20 protein-coding genes are annotated in these 22,298 nt (G+C 72.7%); 11 read left to right on the forward strand and 9 right to left on the reverse strand.

Features of this window, described 5'->3' with window-relative positions:
• Window positions 1–147: 147 nt before the first annotated feature.
• The 6 genes from ACFZCF_RS30110 (at window position 148) to ACFZCF_RS30135 (ending at window position 6,556) form a co-directional block, all read left to right on the forward strand.
• Entirely contained in the window at window positions 148–945 is a 798-nt protein-coding gene (locus ACFZCF_RS30110) for a redox-sensing transcriptional repressor Rex (RefSeq protein WP_391290188.1), read from the forward strand.
• On the forward strand, window positions 942–2,297 hold the full coding sequence (locus ACFZCF_RS30115; RefSeq protein ID WP_388449702.1) for a glutamyl-tRNA reductase: 1,356 nt from the start codon (window positions 942–944) through the stop codon (window positions 2,295–2,297). The genes ACFZCF_RS30110 and ACFZCF_RS30115 overlap by 4 nt, the downstream gene beginning before the upstream one ends.
• Entirely contained in the window at window positions 2,294–3,280 is a 987-nt protein-coding gene (hemC, locus tag ACFZCF_RS30120; protein ID WP_388449701.1) for a hydroxymethylbilane synthase, read from the forward strand. Before ACFZCF_RS30115 ends, hemC begins: the two co-directional genes overlap by 4 nt.
• Window positions 3,277–4,947 (forward strand): uroporphyrinogen-III synthase, encoded by a 1,671-nt coding sequence (locus ACFZCF_RS30125; RefSeq protein WP_391290191.1) that lies wholly within the window; start codon window positions 3,277–3,279, stop codon window positions 4,945–4,947. The genes hemC and ACFZCF_RS30125 overlap by 4 nt, the downstream gene beginning before the upstream one ends.
• A gap of 142 nt (window positions 4,948–5,089) precedes the next feature.
• Window positions 5,090–6,094: a porphobilinogen synthase gene (hemB, locus tag ACFZCF_RS30130; protein ID WP_388449699.1), complete on the forward strand. Its 1,005-nt coding sequence runs from the start codon at window positions 5,090–5,092 to the stop codon at window positions 6,092–6,094.
• Window positions 6,095–6,283: 189 nt separating this feature from the next.
• Window positions 6,284–6,556, forward strand: coding sequence for a DUF1876 domain-containing protein (locus ACFZCF_RS30135; RefSeq protein WP_388449718.1), 273 nt, complete (start codon window positions 6,284–6,286; stop codon window positions 6,554–6,556).
• Between the two features lie 21 nt (window positions 6,557–6,577).
• On the opposite strand, the gene ACFZCF_RS30140 is transcribed toward ACFZCF_RS30135, so the two are convergent.
• Entirely contained in the window at window positions 6,578–7,321 is a 744-nt protein-coding gene (locus ACFZCF_RS30140; protein WP_391290193.1) for a DUF4232 domain-containing protein, read from the reverse strand.
• A 292-nt stretch (window positions 7,322–7,613) separates the two neighbouring features.
• On the opposite strand from ACFZCF_RS30140, the gene ACFZCF_RS30145 reads away from it, so the two are divergent.
• Window positions 7,614–8,813 (forward strand): helix-turn-helix domain-containing protein, encoded by a 1,200-nt coding sequence (locus ACFZCF_RS30145; RefSeq protein WP_391290195.1) that lies wholly within the window; start codon window positions 7,614–7,616, stop codon window positions 8,811–8,813.
• Between the two features lie 20 nt (window positions 8,814–8,833).
• Here ACFZCF_RS30145 and argS read toward each other — a convergent pair whose 3' ends face one another.
• Complete coding sequence (argS, locus tag ACFZCF_RS30150; RefSeq protein ID WP_391290197.1) at window positions 8,834–10,597, reverse strand: arginine--tRNA ligase; 1,764 nt, start codon at window positions 10,595–10,597, stop codon at window positions 8,834–8,836.
• 241 nt (window positions 10,598–10,838) lie between these two features.
• Between argS and lysS the strand changes: the two genes are divergently transcribed.
• The gene (gene lysS, locus ACFZCF_RS30155) at window positions 10,839–12,560 is read left to right on the forward strand and encodes a lysine--tRNA ligase (protein ID WP_391290198.1); all 1,722 of its coding nucleotides are present in this window, start codon (window positions 10,839–10,841) and stop codon (window positions 12,558–12,560) included.
• A 69-nt stretch (window positions 12,561–12,629) separates the two neighbouring features.
• On the opposite strand, the gene ACFZCF_RS30160 is transcribed toward lysS, so the two are convergent.
• The 3 genes from ACFZCF_RS30160 to ACFZCF_RS30170 all read right to left on the reverse strand — a co-directional run bounded on the left by ACFZCF_RS30160 (window position 12,630) and on the right by ACFZCF_RS30170 (window position 16,031).
• A complete protein-coding gene (locus tag ACFZCF_RS30160) occupies window positions 12,630–14,015 on the reverse strand; it encodes a DUF2637 domain-containing protein (protein ID WP_391290200.1) in 1,386 nt (461 codons plus the stop codon).
• Window positions 14,016–14,186: 171 nt separating this feature from the next.
• Window positions 14,187–14,924, reverse strand: a complete 738-nt coding sequence (locus ACFZCF_RS30165) for a DUF3558 domain-containing protein (RefSeq protein ID WP_388449693.1) — start codon at window positions 14,922–14,924, stop codon at window positions 14,187–14,189.
• Between the two features lie 132 nt (window positions 14,925–15,056).
• Window positions 15,057–16,031 carry a DUF3558 domain-containing protein gene (locus ACFZCF_RS30170; protein ID WP_391290203.1) on the reverse strand — a complete coding sequence of 325 codons (975 nt, stop codon included), beginning with the start codon at window positions 16,029–16,031 and terminating at the stop codon, window positions 15,057–15,059.
• 175 nt (window positions 16,032–16,206) lie between these two features.
• On the opposite strand from ACFZCF_RS30170, the gene ACFZCF_RS30175 reads away from it, so the two are divergent.
• Complete coding sequence (locus tag ACFZCF_RS30175; protein WP_388449691.1) at window positions 16,207–17,400, forward strand: RtcB family protein; 1,194 nt, start codon at window positions 16,207–16,209, stop codon at window positions 17,398–17,400.
• Window positions 17,401–17,467: 67 nt separating this feature from the next.
• Here ACFZCF_RS30175 and ACFZCF_RS30180 read toward each other — a convergent pair whose 3' ends face one another.
• Window positions 17,468–18,223 (reverse strand): SDR family NAD(P)-dependent oxidoreductase, encoded by a 756-nt coding sequence (locus ACFZCF_RS30180; protein ID WP_388449690.1) that lies wholly within the window; start codon window positions 18,221–18,223, stop codon window positions 17,468–17,470.
• Between the two features lie 56 nt (window positions 18,224–18,279).
• On the reverse strand, window positions 18,280–18,615 hold the full coding sequence (locus tag ACFZCF_RS30185) for a YnfA family protein (protein ID WP_388449689.1): 336 nt from the start codon (window positions 18,613–18,615) through the stop codon (window positions 18,280–18,282).
• Between the two features lie 84 nt (window positions 18,616–18,699).
• On the opposite strand from ACFZCF_RS30185, the gene ACFZCF_RS30190 reads away from it, so the two are divergent.
• Window positions 18,700–19,254 (forward strand): hypothetical protein, encoded by a 555-nt coding sequence (locus tag ACFZCF_RS30190; protein ID WP_388449688.1) that lies wholly within the window; start codon window positions 18,700–18,702, stop codon window positions 19,252–19,254.
• A 26-nt stretch (window positions 19,255–19,280) separates the two neighbouring features.
• On the opposite strand, the gene ACFZCF_RS30195 is transcribed toward ACFZCF_RS30190, so the two are convergent.
• Entirely contained in the window at window positions 19,281–20,732 is a 1,452-nt protein-coding gene (locus ACFZCF_RS30195; protein ID WP_391290204.1) for an FAD-dependent oxidoreductase, read from the reverse strand.
• 101 nt (window positions 20,733–20,833) lie between these two features.
• Between ACFZCF_RS30195 and ACFZCF_RS30200 the strand changes: the two genes are divergently transcribed.
• Complete coding sequence (locus ACFZCF_RS30200) at window positions 20,834–21,394, forward strand: TetR family transcriptional regulator (RefSeq protein ID WP_388449686.1); 561 nt, start codon at window positions 20,834–20,836, stop codon at window positions 21,392–21,394.
• 26 nt (window positions 21,395–21,420) lie between these two features.
• Here ACFZCF_RS30200 and ACFZCF_RS30205 read toward each other — a convergent pair whose 3' ends face one another.
• The gene (locus tag ACFZCF_RS30205; protein ID WP_391290206.1) at window positions 21,421–22,155 is read right to left on the reverse strand and encodes a Mut7-C RNAse domain-containing protein; all 735 of its coding nucleotides are present in this window, start codon (window positions 22,153–22,155) and stop codon (window positions 21,421–21,423) included.
• Between the last annotated feature and the right edge of the window lie 143 nt (window positions 22,156–22,298).

A 22,298-nucleotide genomic window follows, 5' to 3' on the forward strand; every position in this document is an offset into this window, starting at 1 on the left:
ATAACCGGTCGCGTGACCCCGGTCACTTTGGGCAGACAAAACGGACACCATCTTTGTGCACGCGTTCACAAAGACATAGCCTGCATTCGACGGGGCGGTCCTGGGACATATGGCCGCCTGCAGCCCCGCTCATCCCGCAGGAGCACCGTGGCAACTGGCCGAACTCACCGACCGGCGACCCGTAGCCGAGGAATTCCCGAGGCCACCGTCGCCCGCCTTCCGCTGTATCTGCGCGCCCTCACCGCGCTCTCGGAACGCTCCGTACCCACGGTCTCCTCGGAGGAGCTCGCGGCCGCGGCCGGCGTCAACTCCGCGAAGCTGCGCAAGGACTTCAGCTACCTCGGCTCGTACGGCACCCGCGGTGTCGGCTACGACGTCGAGTACCTCGTCTACCAGATCTCCCGCGAGCTCGGCCTGACCCAGGACTGGCCGGTCGTGATCGTCGGCATCGGCAACCTCGGCGCCGCGCTCGCCGGTTACGGCGGCTTCGCCTCCCGCGGCTTCCGCGTCGCCGCGCTGATCGACGCCGACCCCGCCATGACCGGCAAGCCGGTCGCCGGGATCCCCGTCCAGCACAGCGACGACCTGGAGAGGATCATCGTCGAGGACGGCGTGTCCATCGGCGTCATCGCGACCCCGGCCGGCGTCGCGCAGGCGGTCTGCGACCGGCTGGTCGCCGCCGGCGTCACCTCCATCCTCAACTTCGCCCCGACCGTGCTCTCCGTGCCCGACGGCGTCGACGTGCGCAAGGTGGACCTCTCCATCGAGCTGCAGATCCTCGCCTTCCACGAGCAGCGCAAGGCCGGCGAGGAGTCGGGCGAGGAGACCGCCCCGGCGGCGCCGCCCGCCGCCCGCACCACCGCCGACGGCGCCCGCGCCGCCGCCGGTGTCGACGGCGGCCGCAAGGGACCCGACGGGGACGCCCCCGCGGTGATGCCGGCATGAGCCTCCTCGTCGTCGGGCTGAGCCACCGCAGCGCCCCCGTCTCGATCCTGGAGCGGGCCTCGCTGCCGGCGGACACCCGCAGCAAGCTCCTCCAGGACACCCTCGCCGCCGAACCGGCCGCCGAGGCCACCGTCCTCGCCACCTGCAACCGCATCGAGCTCTACGCCGACGTGGACAAGTTCCACGCCGGCGTCGCCGAGCTGTCCACGCTGCTCGCCCAGCACAGCGGCGTCGGCCTGGACGAGCTCACCCCCTACCTCTACGTGCACTACGAGGACCGGGCCGTCCACCACCTCTTCTCGGTGGCCTGCGGCCTGGACTCCATGGTCGTCGGCGAGGGCCAGATCCTCGGCCAGATCAAGGACGCCCTCGCCCTCGGCCAGGACCTGCACACCGCGGGCCGGCTCCTCAACGACCTCTTCCAGCAGGCCCTGCGGGTCGGCAAGCGCGCCCACAGCGAGACCGGCATCGACCGGGCGGGGCAGTCGCTCGTCACCTTCGGCCTGGAGCAGCTCGCCCAGGACCCCGACGTCGACGGCTGGGCCCGCGGCAAGAAGGCCCTGGTCATCGGCGCCGGCTCCATGTCCTCGCTGGCCGCCGCGACCCTCGCCCGCGCCGGGGTCGCCGAGATCGTCATCGCCAACCGCACCCTCGCCCGCGCCGAGCGGCTCGCCGAGATCCTCCGCGAGCCCGGGGGCACGGGCGTGGCCGCGCGCGCGGCCGAGATGGTTGCCGTCGGCGACGAACTGGGCCGGGCGGACATCGTCGTCTCCTGCACCGGCGCGACCGGACTCGTCCTCACCGGCGAGGCGATCGAGGCCGCCGCCGAGGGCCGCGACGACACCCTGTACCTGCTCGACCTCGCCATGCCCCGCGACATCGACGCCGCCGCCCACCGGATCCCCGGCGCCCGGCTCGTCGACATCGAGTCGCTCGCCGACGCCTCCGCCGACGCGCCCATGGCCAACGACGTCGACCAGGTCCGCGGCATCGTCTCCGACGAGGTCGCCGCCTTCGGCGCCGCCCAGCGCGCCGCCCACATCACCCCGACCGTGGTCGCCCTGCGCACCATGGCCGCCGACGTGGTGGCCAGCGAGGTCGCCCGCCTGGAAGGCCGCCTCCCCGGCCTCGACGACAAGCAGCGCGCCGAGATCACCCAGACCGTGCGCCGCGTCGTCGACAAGCTCCTGCACGCGCCGACCGTGCGGGTCAAGCAGCTCGCGAGCGAGCCCGGCGGCGCCGGGTACGCGGACGCGCTGCGGACACTCTTCGACCTCGACCCGGGGACGGTCGCTTCCGTCTCCCGGGCCGACCTGAATGACGCCGACGTCAAGAACCGAGGGCGAGTATGACCGAGAGGGCACTGAGGCTCGGGACCAGGCGCAGCAAGCTCGCCATGGCCCAGTCCGGGCACGTGGCCGACGCGGTCCGGCAGCTGACCGGCCGGCCCGTCGAGCTCGTGGAGATCACCACCTACGGGGACACCTCCCGTGAGCACCTCGCGCAGATCGGCGGCACCGGCGTCTTCGTCGCGGCCCTCCGCGACGCGCTGCTCGACGGCGAGGTCGACTTCGCCGTCCACTCCCTGAAGGACCTGCCGACCGCCCAACACCCCGAGCTGGTGCTGGCCGCGATCCCGCCCCGCGAGGACCCGCGCGACGTCCTGATCACCGGCGAGGGACTCTCCCTCGCCCGGCTCCCCCGGGGCGCCCGCGTCGGCACCGGCTCGCCGCGCCGGATGGCCCAGCTGCACGCGTACGCCCGCAGCCACGGCCTCGACCTGACCTGCGTCCCGATCCGGGGCAACGTCGACACCCGCGTCGGCTACGTCCGCAAGGGCGAGCTCGACGCCGTCGTCCTCGCCGCGGCCGGACTCAACCGCATCGGCGGCACCGAGGAGCTCCTCGGCGGCCTGTCGGCCGAGCACCTGCCGGTCGACTCCGTGCTGCCCGCCCCCGGCCAGGGCGCCCTGGCCGTCGAATGCCCGGCGTCGAACTCCGACCTCGTCGCCACGCTCGCCGCCCTCGACGACCCGCGGACGCGGGCCGCCGTGACCGCCGAGCGATCCCTGCTCGCCGCCCTGGAGGCCGGCTGCAGCGCACCCGTGGGAGCGCTCGCCGACATCCTCGCCGACGGCCCCGGTCACGGGCAGGTTGTCACCGAAATGCGCCTGCGCGGCGTCGTCGGCACCACCGACGGCTCGACGCTGGTGCAGCTGTCCACCACCGGACCCGTACCCACCTCGCACGACGAGGCGGCGGCGCTCGGACGCGAACTCGCGGCCGAAATGCTCGCCAAGGGTGCGGCCGGTCTTATGGGGGAGCGAGCACTTTGAACCCCGCCAGCCCGACCACCAGCCCCGTGTCCCCCGTCTTCGCGGGCCAGGGCCACGTCACCTTCCTCGGCGCAGGACCGGGCGACCCCGGACTCCTGACCCTCCGGGCCGTCGAGGCCCTCGCCGGAGCGGACGTCCTGATCGCCGAGCCGGAGGTCCTCGACGTCGTCCGCGGCCATGCGCGCGCGGGCGTGAGCACGCCTGAGCTGACGGTTGTTGACGAGGCGTCAACAACCGCCGGTGTCCCCGTGTTGAGGGATGCGGCCAATCTTGTCATGGAGGCCGCGCGCGGCGGCAGGCGGGTCGTCCGAGCGGTGACCGGCGACCCCGGCCTCGACGGGAACGCGGGAGCCGAGATGCTCGCCTGCGCCGCCGAGGGCATCCCCTTCGAGGTCGTCCCCGGCGTCGCGAACGTGGTCGGCGTCCCCGCGTACGCCGGTGTGCCGCTCCGCGACGAGCAGGGCACCGACGTCCGCTTCGTCGACGCGCGGACCGCCGACGACCGGTGCTGGGCCGAGGTCGGCGCCTCCGACGGCACCGTCGTCGTCTCCACCTCGCTGGACGCCGTCGCCGCGGCCGCCGGCGAGCTGGTGGCCGCGGGCCGCAAGCCGGACACCCCGCTCACCGTCACCATCGCCGGCACGACCACCCGCCAGCGGACCTGGACGGCGACCCTCGGGACGATCGCCCAGGTCTTCAAGCAGGGCAAGGTGCTCCCCTCCCCCGAGGGCCACCGGCCGGTCATAGCCGTGGTCGGCGAACGCAGCGCCCCGGCGCGGCGCGACCAGCTCTCGTGGTTCGAGTCCAAGCCGCTCTTCGGCTGGCGGGTCCTCGTGCCGCGCACCAAGGAGCAGGCCGCGTCGCTCTCCGACCAGCTGCGCTCGTACGGCGCCGTGCCGCACGAGGTGCCGACCATCGCCGTCGAGCCGCCGCGGACCCCGCAGCAGATGGAGCGGGCGGTGAAGGGACTCGTCACCGGACGGTACGAGTGGATCGCCTTCACCTCGGTGAACGCGGTCAAGGCCGTCCGCGAGAAGTTCGAGGAGTACGGGCTCGACGCGCGCGCCTTCGCCGGGATCAAGGTCGCGGCGGTGGGCGAGCAGACGGCCGCGGCACTGGTCGACTTCGGTGTGAAGCCCGACCTCGTGCCGAGCGGCGAGCAGAGCGCGGCGGGCCTCCTGGAGGACTGGCCGCCCTACGACCCGGTCTTCGACCCGATCGACCGCGTCTTCCTGCCGCGCGCCGACATCGCGACCGAGACGCTGGTCGCGGGGCTCATCGAGCTCGGGTGGGAGGTCGACGACGTCACCGCCTACCGGACCGTGCGCGCGTCGCCGCCGCCGGCGGACACCCGCGAGGCGATCAAGGGCGGCGGCTTCGACGCCGTGCTCTTCACGTCGTCCTCGACCGTGCGGAACCTCGTCGGCATCGCCGGCAAGCCGCACAACGTGACCGTCATCGCCTGTATCGGGCCGGCGACGGCCAAGACGGCGGAGGAGCACGGGCTGCGGGTCGACGTGCTGTCCCCCGAGCCGTCCGTCCACAAGCTCGCGGAGGCGCTGGCGGAGTTCGGCATCCGGCGTCGCGAGGCGGCGCTGGAGGCCGGGGACCCGGTGACGCGCCCCAGCGAGCGGCGCCCCGGCGCCCGGAGACGACGCACGACGTAGCACGGCGCGGGCGAGTGGATGGTGCGGGTCCCTGTCACGGGGGCCCGCGCTTTCGCGTTGCGGACGCAAGGCCCACGGGGCGGCTGGGGACGTGGACACGGTGTCGGTAAGTGGGGGTGGGGGGCGGGCGTAGCCTCCTGGTATGGAATCGTACGGAAGCTTTCCGGGGGCGCGCCCGCGGCGACTGCGGACCACGCCCGCCATGCGCCGGATGGTGGCCGAGACCCGTCTCTCCCCGGCCGACCTGATCCTGCCCGCGTTCGTCCGCGAGGGCGTCACGGAGCCCGTTCCGATCGGCGCGATGCCCGGCGTCGTGCAGCACACGCGGGACACGCTGCGCCGCGCCGCCGTGGAGGCCATGGAGGCCGGCGTCTCCGGGATCATGCTGTTCGGCGTGCCGGAGGACGCGAAGAAGGACGGGCTCGGGACCGCCGGGACCGACCCGGACGGCATCCTCCAGGTCGCCATCCGCGACGTCCGCGCCGAGGTCGGCGACGAGCTCGTGATCATGTCGGACCTGTGCCTCGACGAGTACACCGACCACGGCCACTGCGGCGTCCTCGACGAGGACGGCCGGGTCGACAACGACGCCACCCTGGAGCGCTACGCCGAGATGGCGCAGGTCCAGGCCGACGCGGGCGTCCACGTCGTCGGTCCCTCCGGGATGATGGACGGCCAGGTCGGCGTGATCCGCGACGCGCTGGACACCATCGGCAAGGAGGACGTGTCGATCCTCGCGTACACGGCGAAGTACTCCTCCGCCTTCTACGGTCCCTTCCGCGAGGCCGTCGGCTCCTCCCTCAAGGGCGACCGCAAGACCTACCAGCAGGACCCCGCCAACCTCCGCGAGTCCCTGCGGGAGCTGGCGCTGGACCTGGAGGAGGGCGCGGACATGGTGATGGTGAAGCCGGCCGGCCCGTACCTGGACGTGCTCGCGAAGGTCGCCGAGGCCGTGGACGTGCCGGTCGCCGCGTACCAGATCAGCGGTGAGTACGCGATGGTCGAGGCCGCCGCCGAGAAGGGCTGGATCGACCGCGAGAAGGCGATCCTGGAGACCCTCACGGGCATCCGCCGCGCCGGCGGTCGGATGATCCTCACCTACTGGGCCGTCGAGGCGGCGCGGCTGCTCTCCGCCGGGGCCCGCTAGCGCGACGACCCGGGTGCCGAAACGGTCCTCCCGGGAGCGGATCACGCTCCCGGAGGGGGCCGCGGCACCGACCGGTCCCCGTACGCCTTCGGGGAGTCGCGTCCCCGTCCGGGCGAGTGGTGGGGGCGCGCGGTACGGCGCACCCTGGAGAAGTACCCGACAGGTACCTCCCCGGAGGTGGTCCTCATGATGCACACGCTCGTCGGATGGCACGTCGACATGGAGTTCAAGGAGGAGGGCGACCGGACGCGGGCGGCGGCCATGGTCCGGCTCTCGGACGGCACCGAGTTCCGGGCCCACGGCACGGCCCACCGGCACCCCTCCGATCCCGACCAGCTGAGGGTCGGCGAGGAGATCGCGGGCGCCCGGGCCCTGATGGACCTCGCCTCGCAGCTCCTCCAGAAGGCGCACGCGGAGATCGACGAGGCGTCCGGGCGGACGTCGTACCCGATCAACCGGTAGCGTTCCGGCTCCCGTTCCGGGTCAGTACTGGAGGGCGTCCTCCAGTTCCTGCTGCCAGTAGGAGACGGCGGCGCCGTCGTCCACGTACGTGCCCTCCGGGGCCTTCAGCGTCACCATGCTGTCCGCGGTCAGGTTGACCTTGATCGTGCGGACGGTGGTGCCGTGGGTGTCCCCGCCCGGCTCCCCGGTGAGGATCAGAGAGGCGTAGCCCGACGCCCCGGGGGCGAGGGTCACCACGGCGTGCGGCTTGCTGTCCTCGACGATCGCGATCGGCGCCTGGCTGTGCTCGAAGCCGACCAGGGGCGCGTTCAGGGCGTGGCAGGTGCGGCCGCCGGTGTTCGTGATCGTGAGGGCGAGGTGGTTGATCGGCCGGCTCACCTTGCTCGCCACGACCTTCACGTCGGCGGCGGTGCAGGGGCGGAGGGCGAGGTTCCCGTCCGCGTTCCGAGGGGCTTCGGCGGCGGGCTTCGGCTTGGACGTCGAGGATGCCGTGGCCGTGGACGTGGAGGTGGCCGTCGGTTCGGGTGCGGGCTTCGTGGGCGGTGCGGTGGTCTTCTGAGGGGCTGTCTCCGGCGCCTCCGGCAGGGCCGTCGAGGGCTGCTCGGCCGGGGGCGCGGTGCTCGCCACGGGAGCCGCCGAGGTCGGGGCGGGCTTCGCGGGCGCCGGTGCCGCCGCCTCCTGGTCGGTCGACTGGCAGGCGGTCAGGGCGAGGGCCGCGAGGAGCGCGGCGGCGGGCAGGGTGAGGGTGCGGACGGACGTGCGCATGGTGGTTCCCCCGTGTGCGGTTGGGCGGGTCGGTCGGGCGGTGGATCGGCCGCTCAGCGGCCGTCGAGCAGGGCGATCACGATCGCGGTGCAGATGAGCAGCACCGTCACGGCCAGGGCGTCGGCGACGCGGCTGTTCGGCATGGCTCCATGCTGCGAGCCGGTGTGACCCGGTGTCGATCGGCGCGGGACAATGAGGGACGCTGGAACGCTTCCACCCCCTCTGACCTGGGGGGACATCCGTCGCCCGGAACGCGTTCCTGGGACGCCGACCGGTGATGGGGGAGCGACGCATGGACACGGGGGACCGGCTCGCCGGGCTGCTGCGGGGGCTGAAGGAGCGGTCGGGGCTGAGCTACGGAGCACTCGCCAAGCGGCTCCACGTCAGCACCTCCACCCTCCACCGGTACTGCAACGGTGACGCCGTCCCGACCGACTTCGCCCCCGTGGAACGGCTCGGCCGGCTGTGCGGGGCGTCCCGGGACGAGCTCGTCGAGCTCCATCGCGCGTGGATCGTCGCCGACGAGTCCCGAGGGCGGAGTGGAGAGCCGGCGGCACCCGCCCGGGCCGTCGAGCCCGCCCCGGCCGTCGAGCCCGCCGAAGCCGTCGAACCTGTCGGGCCGGCCGAGCCCGTAGGGCCTTCGGCATCCTCCGCGGCACCGGTGTTCGCCGCGTCCTCCGGGTCCTCAACCTCCTCCGGTGCCGATGAGACGGAGGTCGTGGTCGTGGCCGCATCCTCCGAGCCGCCGCGCCGGGCGCGGTTCACGGGGGTGCTCGCCGTCGTGGCCGTCGTGGCCCTGGCCGTGCCGGGTGCCTACCTGGTGGTGCGGGACGGGGAGAAGGAGCCGCGCGGGGGCTCCGCCGCGCCGCCGGTACCCGCTCCGCTGAGCGCCGGCATCAGTTCGTACAACTGGGCCGAACCCTGCGGGCAGTACTACGTCCTCGACCAGAAGCCGCAGCACGTGCCGCCCCCGCCCCCGCCGCAGGACACCCGTCCGTGGGCCCGCGCGCTCGGCGGCGTCGACGGCGGGCACATGCAGCTCCAGGTCACCGTCACCGGCCGCACCCAGGAGCCCGTCGTGCTGTCGCGGCTCAGCGTCCGGGTCGTCGAGCGGGACCGTCCGCCGGGCGGGACGGCGTACTCCATGGGCGACGGCTGCGGCAGCGGGGTCACCCCGCAGACCTTCGCCGTCGACCTCGACGCGCCCCGGCCGTACGTGAAGCCGGTCGCGGGACAGGACGGCGACCGGGTCGTGCCGGCGAAGGACTTCCCCTACAAGGTCGCCACCGGGGACCCGCAGGTGCTGAACCTCGACGTCCACACCGAGGAGCACGCCGTCGCCTGGTACCTGGAACTGGAGTGGAGCACCGGGGACCGGAAGGGGACCGTACGGATCGACGACGGCGGGGAGCCGTTCCGTACGCAGGCCATCGAGGGCCGTTCGGTCTACGGCTACTGGCCCGACAAGGGCGAGTGGGTCCCTCAGGGGTGACCCACCCGCCCCGGGAGCCGTCAGAGGCGCTCGGGCGTCCGGATGCCCAGCAGGGCCATGCCCTGGTGGAGCGTGCGGGCGGTCAGGTCGCACAGGAAGAGGCGGTTCTCGACCTGCTCGGGGGTGTCCGCCTTGAGGACGGGGCACTCCGAGTAGAACGTCGTGTACAGCGAGGCCAGCTGGTACAGGTAGGCGGCCAGCTTGTGCGGCGCGTACTCCGCGGCGGTCTCGGCGATCGTCTCGCCGAAGCCGTCGAGGTGGAGACCGAGGGCCCGCTCGGACGGAGCCAGCTCCAGCTCGGGGTGGGCGGCCGGCTCGGCGTCCCCGGCCTTCCGCAGGATCGACTGGATACGGGCGTACGCGTACTGGAGGTACACGGACGTGTCGCCGTTGAGCGAGACCATCTGGTCGAGGTCGAACTTGTAGTCACGGGCCGCCGACGTCGACAGGTCCGCGTACTTCACCGCGCCGATGCCCACCTGGGCGCCCCGCTCGGCGATCTCCTCCTCCGTGAGGTCCTGGGCCTTCTCGCGGACCACGGCCGAGGCCCGGTCGATCGCCTCGTCCAGCAGGTCCACCAGCCGGACCGTCTCGCCCTCACGGGTCTTGAAGGGCTTGCCGTCCTTGCCGAGGACCGTGCCGAAGGCCAGCTGGACGGCCTTCACCTCGTCGTTCAGCCAGCCGGCCCGGCGGGCCGTCTCGAAGACCATCTTGAAGTGCAGCGACTGGCGGGCGTCCACCACGTACAGCAGCGAGGTCGCCTTCAGGTTCTGCACCCGGTCGCGGATGGCGGACAGGTCTGTCGCCGCGTAGCCGAAGCCGCCGTCGGACTTCTGGACGATCAGCGGGACCGGGTTGCCGTCCGGGCCCTTGATGTCGTCGAAGAAGACGCACAGCGCTCCCTCGGAGCGGACCGCGACGCCCGACTCCTCCAGGATCCGGCAGGTCTCCTGGAGCATGTCGTTGTACCCGGACTCGCCGACGATGTCGGGGTCCCGGACGTCCATGTCGAGCTTCTCGAAGACCGAGTAGAAGTAGATCTTCGACTCGTCGACGAACCGCTGCCACAGGGCCAGGGTCTCCTCGTCACCGGCCTGGAGGTCCACCACCCGGGCGCGCGCCCGGGTCTTGAACTCCTCGTCCGCGTCGAAGAGCGCGCGGGACGCCTTGTACAGCCGGTTCAGGTTCGACATGGCCTCCTCGCCGGAGACCTCCGCGCCCTCGTCCTTGTGGTCCAGCTCGTGGGGGTGCTCGATCAGGTACTGGATGAGCATGCCGAACTGGGTGCCCCAGTCGCCGATGTGGTGCCGGCGGACCACGGTCTCGCCCGTGAACTCCAGGATCTCCACCATCGCCGCGCCGATCACCGCGGACCGGAGGTGGCCGACGTGCATCTCCTTCGCCACGTTCGGCTGCGCGTAGTCGATGACCGTCGTGCCCGCCGCCTCGTTCAGCGGCACGCCGAGGCGCGCGTCGGCGGCGCGGGCCGCGAGGGTCTCCACGATCGCCGCGTCCGAGACGGTGATGTTGAGGAAGCCGGGGCCGGAGACCTCGATCTCCTTCAGCACGTCGTTCGCCGGAATCGACTCGACGACCTTCGTCGCCAGCTCACGCGGATTGCCCTTGAGCTGCTTGGCCAGCGCCAGGATGCCGTTGGCCTGGAAGTCGGCCCGGTCGCTTCGTCGCAGCAGCGGGTCGGCGGAACCGGCCTCCGGCAGGGCTGCCGAGAGGCCTTCCGCGAGGCGCTGCTGCACGGTCGAAGCGAGGGAAGGGACCGAGGCCATGAGCTTCCGTTCCTGTTGTGTCGAGTCCGGGTTTCCGGTGGTCTATTTCGCTTGTCAAGTGTCCCATGGGTGGGCAACGTGTTTTCCCCGCCCGCCCCCGTCTGTGGACAACTCGCCGGAGGCGGATCCCGCCTGTGGACAACCTCGGGGCGGCCGGTTCCGTCTGGGACAATGGCAGGCACGGGGCCTTGAGGCTCCGAGGCATTCCCGCAAGGATTCCGGAAAGAAGGACGTACCGACCGTGGCTCAGAGCAGCACCGAGACCGACTGGGTCTCCCGTTTCGCGGACGAGGTCATCACCGAGTCGGAGCGACGTGCGCCTGGCAAACCGGTGGTCGTCGCCTCCGGCCTCTCGCCCTCCGGCCCGATCCACCTCGGCAACCTCCGCGAGGTCATGACCCCGCACCTGGTCGCCGACGAGATCCGCCGCCGCGGGTACACCGTCCGCCACGTCATCTCGTGGGACGACTACGACCGCTACCGCAAGGTGCCGAACGGCGTCCCGGGCATCGACGAGTCCTGGGCCGAGCACATCGGCAAGCCCCTGACCTCCGTTCCCGCCCCCGCCGGCTCGCCCCACGCCAACTGGGCCGAGCACTTCAAGGCCGCCATGGTCGAGGCCCTGGCCGAGCTCGGCGTCGAGTACGAGCCCATCAGCCAGACCGAGCAGTACACCTCCGGCGTCTACCGCGAGCAGATCCTGCACGCCATGCGCCGCCGCGGCGACATCGACGCCATCCTCGACCAGTACCGCACGAAGAAGGCGCCCAAGAAGCAGTCCCAGAAGCCGGTCGACGAGGCCGAGCTGGAGGCCGCCGAGGGCTCCGGCGCGGCCGGCGAGGACGACGGCTCGGGCGGCGGCGCCGGGTACTTCCCGTACAAGCCCTACTGCGGGCGGTGCGAGAAGGACTTCACCACCGTCACCGCCTACGACGACGACACCACCGAGCTGAGCTACACCTGCTCCGCCTGCGGCTTCGCCGAGACCGTCGAGCTCAGCGAGTTCAACCGCGGCAAGCTGGTGTGGAAGGTCGACTGGCCCATGCGCTGGGCCTACGAAGGCGTCATCTTCGAGCCCTCCGGCGTCGACCACTCCTCGCCCGGCTCCTCCTTCCAGGTCGGCGGGCAGATCGTCACCCTCTTCGACGGCGTCCAGCCCATCGGCCCCATGTACGCCTTCGTCGGCATCAGCGGCATGGCCAAGATGTCCTCCTCGAAGGGCGGCGTCCCGACCGCCGCCGACGCGCTGGAGATCATGGAGCCGCAGCTGCTCCGCTGGCTCTACGCCCGCCGCAAGCCCAACCAGTCCTTCAAGATCGCCTTCGACCAGGAGATCCAGCGGCTCTACGACGAGTGGGACAAGCTGGAGGCCAAGGTCGCCGACGGCACCGTGCTGCCCGCCGACGCCGCCGCACACGCGCGTGCCGCCCGCACCGCGGCTGGCGAGCTGCCGCGCACCCCGCGCCCGCTCCCGTACCGCACGCTGGCCTCCGTCGTCGACATCACCGCCGGCCACGACGAGCAGACCCTCCGGATCCTCACCGACCTCGACCCGGAGAACCCGGTCACCTCGCTCGACGAGGTCCGGCCCCGCCTCGACCGCGCCGAGAACTGGATCACCACCCAGGTCCCGGCCGACCAGCGCACCATCGTCCGCGAGGAGCCCGACACCGAGCTCCTCGGCTCCCTGGACGACGAGGGCCGGGAGTCGCTCCGGCTGCTCCTGGAGGGCCTCGACAGCCACTGGTCGCTCGACGGGCTGACCACGCTCGTCTACGGCGTCCCGAAGGTCATGGCCGGTCTCACCCCCGAAGCCAAGCCCACCCCCGAGCTGAAGGTCGCCCAGCGTTCCTTCTTCGCCCTCCTCTACAAGCTCCTCGTGAGCCGCGAGACGGGCCCCCGCCTGCCCACCCTGCTCCTCGCCGTCGGCGCGGACCGGGTGCGCAAGCTGCTCGGCGCGTAAGCCGGCCGGCCCACGGCGAAGGGCCGCCCCCGTCACGGGGGCGGCCCTTCGCCGTAGGCACCGCGCGGGTCAGGACAGGTCGTACTCCGCCCTGTGCTGCTGGATGCGCTCCTGCACCTCCGGCGTCACCCACCGGAGCAGGTCCGTCGGCGGGGCCGCTAGTTCCTGCTCGGCGTACGACTCCGCCATCAGCTGGTCCAGCTCGAACATCGTGGGGAAGCGGCCGTTCTCCTGCACGAAGCCGTACATCACCTTGTAGACCGCCTCCCGGAGCTCCTCCAGCTGCGGGTCCGGCTGCTGGTTCGGGTCGGGCTGCTGCGGCTCCCCGAACAGCTCGGGAGCCAGGACCTCGGGAGCCGAAGGATCGGTGACCGGCGGCTGGACCTGCCCCGGGAGACCCTCGGTGGCCTGCGCGGTGTACGTCCCCCCGTACGTCTCCGGCGTGACCTGCGGGGCGTCGAACCAGGGACTCTCGTGGGTCGGCTGGTGAGGCTCCTGGGGCGGCTGGGGGGCCTGCGGCTGAGGCTGCGGCCGGCCGCCCTGGGCCTGCTCCTGCGCCTGGCCCTGGAACGTCTGCGCCTGCCCCTGCTCCTGTGCCTGGCCCTGACTCTGGTACGCCTGCGCCTGGGGCGCCTGTGCCTGCTGCTGCGGCACCGCCGCCGGCAGCTGCGGGGCCTGGGCCGCGGCCGCGGCGACCGCGACCGGGGCCGGGTGCGCGAGGGAGTTCGCGGTCGGGTGCGGGGCCGGGTTCGGGGGCAGGAGGACCGGCTCGACGCCCGCCGCCGCGAGTCCCGCCGGGGCGGTCTCCGCGAGCGGGACGCCGTACCGGGCGAGCCGCAGCGGCATCAGGGCCTCCACCGGCGCCTTGCGCCGCCAGCCCCGGCCGAAACGGGCCTGGAGGCGGGCCTGGTAGATCAGCCGCTCCTGCTCCAGCTTGATCACCTGGTCGTACGAGCGCAGCTCCCACAGCTTCATCCGCCGCCACAGCCGGAACGTCGGCACCGGCGACAGCAGCCAGCGGGTCAGCCGCACGCCTTCCATGTGCTTGTCGGCGGTGATGTCCGCGATCCGGCCCACCGCGTGCCGTGCCGCCTCGACCGCGACTACGAACAGCATCGGGATGACCGCGTGCATGCCGACGCCCAGCGGGTCGGGCCAGGCCGCCGCGCCGTTGAACGCGATCGTCGCCGCGGTCAGCAGCCACGCCGTCTGCCGCAGCAGCGGGAACGGGATCCGGAGCCAGGTCAGCAGCAGGTCCAGGGCGAGCAGCACACAGATGCCCGCGTCGATGCCGATCGGGAAGAAGTACGAGAACGTACCGAAGCCCTTGTGCACGGCAAGCTCGCGCACGGCCGCGTACGAACCCGCGAAACCGATCCCCGCGATGATCACCGCGCCGCCGATGACGAGCCCGATGAGTATGCGGTGTGTGCGTGTCAGCTCCATCGCGGCCACCCGCGATCCCCTCCCGTGATTCGACGTCTCGCGGGCCCCAGAGTGGCACACATGAACGAAGCCCGGCCCCTTGGGGAGGGACGGGCTCCGCTCGGACATGCCTGTCTGTGTTGATTTGCGTCAGTAGCCGGGCGGCCGACGGCGGTTGGTCGAGGCGCCCGACGGGTACGACTACTTGTTCGCGGCGGCCACCGAGGCGACCGCTTCCTTCGCCGCCTTCGTCGCGCCCTCGACGATCGTCCCCGCCCGGGGCACGGGCGCGCCCGCGTACCCGGCGCCGTTGTACGACAGCAGCACCAGCACATTGCCGGTGCGGGCCACGATCGACGCGTAGGGGAAGTCCTCGCCGGTCTTGTTGACGGTGTACGTGACCATCTTGGCCTCGTCACCGATCCCGGTCACCGGCACGGTGCTCATCGTCTTCGCGCCCGTGGTGCCCTGGATCTTCCCGAGCTCCTTGGCGAAGTTCTCCTGGGCGCGCGCCTGGCCGCTGCCGAGGGAGACCTCGGAGTCGTACCGGTAGAACGACACGTCGAGCCAGCGGTACTGCGAGCCCTTGACGCCCTTGTCCTCCAGGCCGTTCCACGAGCAGCCGCTGCGGTGGGCGAGGTCCGTGGAGGCCACGGCCGTGCCGTTCTCGTTCTTCGCCTTGGGCACCAGCGCGGCGGTGGTCTTCGCCGCGATCGCCTTGCAGGCGGTGGGCAGCTTCGCGAACTTCGCGGGCTCGACGGTCGGCGTCGGGGACGGGGTCGCCGACGCGCTCGCGGTGGCCGTCGCCTTCTCCCCGCCCTTCTTGGCGGCTCCGTCGCCGTCGCTTCCCGAGTCCGAGGAGCAGCCGGCGACGACGAGCATCACGGGGACGGCTGCGGCGGCGAGGATGCGGGTGAGTCGCGGAGCTGATCGCTGCATGGTTCCTTCAGTCGCTTGTCGTACGGCCGGTGGTGCCGGTGCCGGTCGGCGCCCCTGGCGGCCCTGGGTACGCCGACACGTTACGTGGTCCCCCTGCCGCCCGGGGGTCCGCGCGGGACGCCGGGCGGCCGGCTACTCCTCCAGCCGGTCCGCCAGCAGGCGGGCCAGGTTCTGTGCCCTGTCCTGCAGTTCCTTGCTGTCCGGGGCCGGGGCGGCACCCGTCGTGCGCTGCCGGTACTCGACCGTGACGACGACGTTCGATGTGCGGAACACCACGCTCACGACCCGCTGACGACCGGCCCCGCCGACCGGACCGAGGGTGTCGCCGACGAAGGCGATGTCACCGAGCCCGCCGAGCAACCGGGGCTCCAGGCCGGTCGTCGCCGGCGCGGAGGGGTCTCCGGAGGCGGGGGCTCCGGAGGCGGTGGAGGAGGGAGTTCCGGTGGTGGTGGAGGCGGGGGCTCCGGTGGCGGTGGTGGCGGAGGCGGTCGTCGATGCCGTGGTCGCGGGCGGGGCCGTGGTGGCGGCGCCCGCAGCGCCCGAGGCGGGTGGGGCCGAGGCCGGGGCGGTCGTCGGGCCGTTGGACGGCCCGGTGGAGGGCGCGGTGGGGGTGGGCGTCGGGGTCACCGGTACGGCGATCCCGGCCGCGAGCTGCTTGCGGGTGTAGACCTCCTGCGCGCGCGTGGCGTCGCTCACCGTCGGGTCGTACGAGACCACCCGCTCCACGTCGAGCACCAGCCGGTGCGAACCGCCGTCCACGGTGTCGGCGGTCCAGGTGCAGCCGACGCGGCGGTCGGTGTCGTACGTGACGGCGGCCGTGCCGCGCAGCGCCTTGGCGCGCTCGGCGTCGGACAGCGCGAGGGTCCCGGGGAGCAGCTCGCGCAGGGCGGCCTGGGGGACGGCGCCGCACGGTTCGAAGAGGGTGCGGTAGCGGCCGGGGGGTGCGACGGGCGCGGCGGCGGAGCCGGCCTTGGCGTCGACGGTGACGTCCTCGGCGGTCCCGCCCGCCGAGCAGCCGGTCAGGGCGCCGAGCACGACGCCGAGACCGGCGCCGAGGCCGAGGAGGGTGCCGGGGACGCGACCGGGTGAGTACCTCTTTCGCTGCACCGTCCCAGGCTCCCTTCTCCCGAAAGTCTTTCCCGAAAACTGTTTGCCGCCCCCTGAAGGCGGATGGACACAATGTGTATCGCACGCGCAGCCGTTGATGCCGGTCCGCCGTCACCTGTACGGGCTTTGGCTCCGGTTTTTGCGTTATCGGACTTTTCGGGGGAATCGAGGAAGTATGTCGTACGTAGAGGTACCGGGTGCGCAGGTGCCCATCCGGATGTGGGCCGATCCTTCCACGGTCGAGGGCGGCGCGATGCAGCAGCTGCGGAACGTGGCGACGCTGCCGTGGATCAAGGGCCTCGCGGTCATGCCGGACGTGCATTACGGCAAGGGCGCGACGGTCGGTTCGGTGATCGCCATGAAGGACGCGGTCTGCCCGGCGGCGGTCGGTGTGGACATCGGTTGCGGCATGTCCGCGGTGAAGACGTCCCTCACCGCGGAGGACCTCCCGGCCGACCTGTCCCGGCTCCGCTCGAAGATCGAGCAGGCGATCCCGGTCGGCCGGGGCATGCACCGCGACGAGGTCGACCCGAAGCGGCTCTACCAGTTCCCGACGGGCGGCTGGGACGACTTCTGGTCGCGCTTCGACGGGGTGGCGGACGCGGTGAAGTTCCGCCGCGAGCGGGCGGCGCTCCAGATGGGGACGCTCGGCTCCGGGAACCATTTCGTGGAGCTGTGCGTGGACACGTCCGGGGCGGTGTGGCTCATGTTGCACTCGGGCTCGCGGAACATCGGCAAGGAGCTCGCCGAGCACCACATCGGTGTGGCGCAGGGGCTGCCGCACAACCAGGGGATCATCGACCGGGACCTCGCGGTCTTCGTCGCCGAGACCCCGCAGATGGCGGCCTACCGGCATGACCTCTTCTGGGCGCAGGAGTACGCGAAGTACAACCGCGCGATCATGATGGCGCTCTTCCAGGAGGTCGTCCGCAAGGAGTTCCGGAAGGCGAAGGTGTCCTTCGAGCCGGTGATCTCCTGCCACCACAACTACGTGGCGGAGGAGCGGTACGAGGGGATGGACCTGCTCGTGACCCGCAAGGGCGCGATCCGGGCCGGCTCCGGCGAGTTCGGCATCATCCCGGGCTCGATGGGCACCGGCTCGTACATCGTGAAGGGCCTCGGGAACGCGGCCTCGTTCAATTCGGCCTCGCACGGCGCGGGCCGGAAGATGAGCCGGAACGCGGCGAAGAAGCGCTTCACGACGCGGGACCTGGAGGAGCAGACGCAGGGTGTGGAGTGCCGCAAGGACTCCGGCGTCGTGGACGAGATCCCGGGCGCGTACAAGCCGATCGAGAAGGTCATCGAGCAGCAGACGGACCTCGTCGAGGTCGTCGCCAAGCTCAAGCAGGTCATCTGCGTGAAGGGCTGAGGCCCGCGCGGCGGAGGGCCCCGGTGCGCCGCGCCGGGGCCCTCCGCCGTGTTCCGCCTTTCGCTGTCTACGGCTCGCGGTGGAGCTTGGTGTTGGAGGCCTGGGCGCGGGGGCGGACGACCAGGAGGTCGATGTTGACGTGCGGCGGGCGGGTGCAGGCCCAGGTGATGGTGTCGGCGACGTCGTCGGCGGTGAGGGGCTCGGCCACGCCGGCGTAGACCTTGGCGGCGCGGTCGGTGTCCCCGCGGAAGCGGGTGGTGGCGAACTCCTCGGTCTTGACCAGGCCGGGGGCGATCTCGATGACGCGGACCGGCGTGCCGACGATCTCCAGGCGGAGGGTCTCGGCGAGGACGCGGGCGCCGTTCTTGGCGGCGACGTAGCCGGCACCGCCCTCGTAGGTGCCGTGGCCCGCGGTGGAGGAGAGGACGACGACGGTGCCGTCGCCGCTCGCGGTGAGCGCGGGCAGCAGGGCCTGGGTCATGTGGAGGGTGCCCAGGACGTTGACGTCGTACATGCGGCGCCAGTCCTCGGGATCGCCGGTGGCGACGGGGTCGAGGCCGAGGGCGCCGCCGGCGTTGTTGACGAGGACCGCCAGGGTGCGGAAGGCGGTGGCGAACTCGTCGACGGCGGCCCGGTCGGTGACGTCCAGGGCGTACGCGGTGGCCTGGTGACCGGCCTCGTTGATCTCGGCGGCGAGGGCCTCGATGCGGTCCTTGCGGCGGGCGGTGAGGACCACGCGGTAGCCGGCGGCGGCCAGCTGCCGGGCCGTCGCGGCGCCGATGCCGCTGCTCGCTCCGGTGATGACGGCGATGGGGGCGGACATGGCGGAGACTCCTCGCACAGGTGGTCGGTCGGGTCGTGGCCAGGATAGGCGGCGGGTCAGCGGCCCCGGGGGGCGTACATGATCAGGGCCATGCCGGCGAGGCAGACGAGGGCGCCGGCGATGTCCCAGCGGTCGGGGCGGTAGCCGTCGGCGACCATGCCCCAGGCGAGGGAGCCGGCGACGAAGACGCCTCCGTAGGCGGCGAGGACGCGGCCGAACTCGGCGTCCGGCTGGAGGGTGGCGACGAAGCCGTAGAGGCCGAGGGCGAGGACTCCGCCGCCGATCCAGATCCAGCCGCGGTGCTCGCGGACCCCCTGCCAGACGAGCCAGGCTCCGCCGATCTCGAAGAGCGCGGCGACGACGAAGAGGGCGATGGAGCGGGCGATCTGCATGGTCCCAGGGTGGCAGGCGCCCCGGGAGACACGCGGGCTGACAGGTTGTCAGAAAGTAAGATGACCTATGGGTATTTTTGCCTTATGCGTGCGATGTCGAAGGGTGTGCTAGGAGCCGCGCTGGCGGCGCTCGTGATGCTGGGTGCCGGTACGGCGGCCTGGGCGACCGGCGAGGGGAGCGCCGGGGGGATCGGCGACGTGGGGGGTGTCGCGGGCGGCGAGACGGCCGCCGGGGTGATTGCCGACGCCGCCACCGCCGAGGCGGACCTCGCCCACCACGGTCACGTCTCCCTGTGGGACGGTCGGGTCGGGGTGTGGCTGGTGACGAGGAACCACGGCCCGTCCGACGTCGCGGACGCCGCCGTCCGGCTGGCCTTCTCCGTGCCCATGGCGGGCGGCCAGGAGCTGCCTCCGGGGTGCCTGTGGAGCAGCGCCCGGGTGGTGTCCTGCCGGACGGGTGCGCTGACCGGCGGCGGGGCGGCGGGTGAGCTGGCGCTGGATCTGAGGACCGTCGGCACACCGCAGGAGCTGACGGTCGACGTGAGCACGGCCTGGCGGGCCGGCGGGGTCGACGGGAACTCGTTCAACGACCGGCACCGGGTGCTGGTCCTCGCCACCGCCGACCCGTACGTCTTCTGAGGCGCTCGCCCGGCGCCCCCGGGCGGTCACCGGCTGCTCCAGTGCACGTATCCGTCGGGGCGGACGAGGGCGGCGGTGCGGCGGTCCGGGTCCGTCCAGGTGGCCCGTACGACGCGGGCCGCGGCGGTCGGCGCGGAGGGCGGCAGGGCCGGGGCGGCGCCCTCGGGAGCGATGAGGACGAACTCGCCCGCGCGCAGCAACTCGTGGAGCCGGCCCTCACGGAGCGGGACGTCGGGGGCGCGCCGACCGGAGGTCCGGCCGCCGCCGGGGGTGGGGGCGTAGGCGATGCCGAGCCCGCTGATCATGCCGAGGGCCTTGGCGGAGGCGGGCCGCACGAGGCTGAGGACCGTGGTGACGGCGGCGCGCAGGGCGCGGGTGGCGGGGGTGTGGGCCATGGCGAGGCGGATGAGGGTGCCGCTGCTGCGCAGGACCATGGTGCCGACGGGGTGGCGCTCGGCCTGGTAGCTGTCGAGGAGGGCCTCGGGGTCGGGGGCTTCGCCGCGGTGGACGGCGGCGAGCTTCCAGGAGAGGTTGGCGGCGTCCTGGAGGCCGGTGTTCATCCCCTGGCCGCCGGCGGGGGAGTGGACGTGGGCGGCGTCCCCGGCCAGGAAGACGCGGCCGACGCGGTAGGCGGGAGCCTGGCGTTCTTCGCTGTGGAAGCGGGAGACCCAGCGGGCGTCGTGCATGCCGTGGTCGGTGCCGAGGGCGCGGCGGGCGAGGTCGCGGACCTCGTCGAGGTCGACGGGCTCGCTGTCGGGGACCTGGCGGGTGCGGTCCCAGCCCATGAAGCGGTACCAGCCGTCGCCGAAGGGTGCGATGAAGGCGAACGAGTCGCCGGTGCCGTCGACGGTCAGCGAGGCGGCGGGCTCCTCGGTGAGGCGGACGTCCGCGAGGACGATCGAGCGGATGACGCTCTTGCCGGGGAAGGGCAGCCCGAGGGCGGTGCGGACGGTGCTGCGGTGGCCGTCGGTGCCGACGAGGTGGCGGGCGCGGAGCGGAGCGGGGGCGCCGTCGGGCCCGGTGACTTCGGCGGTGACGCCGTCGGCGTCCTGGTGGAGGGAGGTGAGGGCGGTGCCGTGGCGGAAGGTGACACCGGCGTCGACCGCGCGCTGTTCGAGAAGGCGCTCGACCTCGTACTGGGGGGTGATGAGGATGTGGTCGAAGCGGGAGGGGAGGCGGCCGAGGTCGAGGGAGACGCTCCCGAAGAGGTTCATCCGGGTCAGCCGGGTGCCGGTGGTCTCCAGGGCGTCCGCGAGACCGCGGGTGTCGAGCAGCTCCAGGGTGCGGGCGTGCACCCCGAAGGCGCGGGTGAGGTTGGAGCGGCCCGCGGGGCGGCGCTCGACAAGGGTGACGGCGAGACCGGCGGCGGCGAGGTCGCCGGCGAGCAGCAGCCCGGTGGGGCCTGCGCCGATGACGACGACGTCGGCGTCGAAGGGCTCGGCGGTGGTGTCGGCCGGGTGGGATTCGGTGGTGCGCATGGCTGCCTCCGATGGGTCAACGCTTGTTGGCCTACGCTTGTTGGCAACGGTACGGCCACGGCGCGTGACGTGTCAACATCTGTTGGCCTACAGTTGTGGGCATGACGACCGCACGCCGATCCGACACCACTCGGGCCGCGATCCTGGAGGCCGCCCGCGAGCGCTTCGCCGCCGACGGGTACGAGCGCGCCACGATCCGGGCCATCGCCCGCGACGCGGGGATCGACCCCTCGATGGTGATGCGCTACTTCGGGAACAAGGAGGGGCTCTTCGCCGCCGCCTCCGAGATCGACCTGGCCCTGCCCGTCCTGGGCGCCCTGCCCTCACGGCACATCGGGGCCGTCCTCGTGAACCACTTCCTCGACCGCTGGGAGCGCGACGACGTCCTCACCGCCCTGCTCAGGGTCTGCGTCACCAACGAGGCCGGGGCCGCCCGCATGCAGGCGATCTTCCAGGCGCAGCTCGGCCCCGTCACCCTCGGCGTCTGCCCGAAGCCAGAGGAGGCCCCGGCCCGCGCCGCGCTCGTCGCCTCCCAGATCCTCGGCATGGCGCTCACCCGCTACGTGCTCCGCATCCCGCCGGCCGCCGAGATGAGCCGGGACGAGGTGCTGGCCTGGCTGGCTCCGACCGTCCAGCGCTACCTCACGGCCGAGACCCCCTGAGACGACCGAGAGCCGCCGAGAGCCCTCTAGGAGGCGGCCGCGCCGAACTCGCGTACCGCCTCGTCGACGATCGCCTCCAGGCGGGCGTGGTGCGCGCCCCGCCAGTACACCCGGTCGCACTCCTCGCACCGCGCGAACACGTCGTACGTCTTCTCGGTGCCGCGCTCCAGCCGCTCGCGCACCTCGTCCTTGCCGGTGTCGGTGAGCCGTCCGTTGCAGGCGGTGCAGCGGGTCCACGGCGCCAGCGGCGGCGCGAACCGCTCCAGGACGTCACGGAGCTGGTCCTCGGGCCGGTCGCTGTACACGTACGCCCCGGCCCACAGCTCGCGGCGGCGCAGCAGCCCGCGGTCGCGGGAGAGCATGACCCGCCGCTCCCGGGCGGAGAGCGCGGCGAGCGCCGGGTCGCCGATGTCCTCGTTCTCGTAGGCGGCGTCGACGCCCAGCAGGCGCAACCGCCGGGCCAGCGTGCCCAGGTGCACGTCGAGCAGGAACCGGAGGGGCGCCCCCGGCACCGACTGCGGCCGGGCGACGTCCTCGACCTCGACGGTCTCGCCCGCCGCGGGCACGTGCGCGGGGGCCACCGGACGGCCGTCGACCAGGAGCCGGCCCGCCTCGGTGAGCGGGACGCCGAGGGACTCGACGACATGGCCCAGCGAGGAGACGCCGTCGGTCACCACGGGGGTGCCCCCCGAGCGCCGCTCGGCGGCGACGAAGACGGCGAGTCCGGGCGCGAAACTGATCTGGATCTCCGGTCCGTTCACGGGGACAGGATCGCACCGGGTACGGACACCGGGCCAGGCATTTCCGGGCCGTGGCGGCGGGTCAGGAACGGAGTCGCGACCGGAGTCACGACCGGGGCGGCACGGCCACGACACGGCGCCGGGGGCTGGGTTACCTTCCCCGC

The sequence above is a fragment of the Streptomyces sp. NPDC007945 genome, from assembly GCF_042958885.1.
Classification (GTDB): Bacteria; Actinomycetota; Actinomycetes; order Streptomycetales; family Streptomycetaceae; genus Streptomyces.

Coding starts and splice junctions, on each gene's coding strand:
- ACFZCF_RS30115 (WP_388449702.1), top strand. CDS start 942: ATGAGCCTCCTCGTCGTCGGGCTGAGCCACCGCAGCGCCCCCGTCTCG.
- hemC (WP_388449701.1), top strand. CDS start 2,294: ATGACCGAGAGGGCACTGAGGCTCGGGACCAGGCGCAGCAAGCTCGCC.
- hemB (WP_388449699.1), top strand. CDS start 5,090: ATGGAATCGTACGGAAGCTTTCCGGGGGCGCGCCCGCGGCGACTGCGG.
- ACFZCF_RS30135 (WP_388449718.1), top strand. CDS start 6,284: ATGCACACGCTCGTCGGATGGCACGTCGACATGGAGTTCAAGGAGGAG.
- ACFZCF_RS30140 (WP_391290193.1), bottom strand. CDS start 7,321: ATGCGCACGTCCGTCCGCACCCTCACCCTGCCCGCCGCCGCGCTCCTC.
- ACFZCF_RS30145 (WP_391290195.1), top strand. CDS start 7,614: ATGGACACGGGGGACCGGCTCGCCGGGCTGCTGCGGGGGCTGAAGGAG.
- argS (WP_391290197.1), bottom strand. CDS start 10,597: ATGGCCTCGGTCCCTTCCCTCGCTTCGACCGTGCAGCAGCGCCTCGCG.
- ACFZCF_RS30165 (WP_388449693.1), bottom strand. CDS start 14,924: ATGCAGCGATCAGCTCCGCGACTCACCCGCATCCTCGCCGCCGCAGCC.
- ACFZCF_RS30175 (WP_388449691.1), top strand. CDS start 16,207: ATGTCGTACGTAGAGGTACCGGGTGCGCAGGTGCCCATCCGGATGTGG.
- ACFZCF_RS30180 (WP_388449690.1), bottom strand. CDS start 18,223: ATGTCCGCCCCCATCGCCGTCATCACCGGAGCGAGCAGCGGCATCGGC.
- ACFZCF_RS30185 (WP_388449689.1), bottom strand. CDS start 18,615: ATGCAGATCGCCCGCTCCATCGCCCTCTTCGTCGTCGCCGCGCTCTTC.
- ACFZCF_RS30190 (WP_388449688.1), top strand. CDS start 18,700: ATGCGTGCGATGTCGAAGGGTGTGCTAGGAGCCGCGCTGGCGGCGCTC.
- ACFZCF_RS30195 (WP_391290204.1), bottom strand. CDS start 20,732: ATGCGCACCACCGAATCCCACCCGGCCGACACCACCGCCGAGCCCTTC.
- ACFZCF_RS30200 (WP_388449686.1), top strand. CDS start 20,834: ATGACGACCGCACGCCGATCCGACACCACTCGGGCCGCGATCCTGGAG.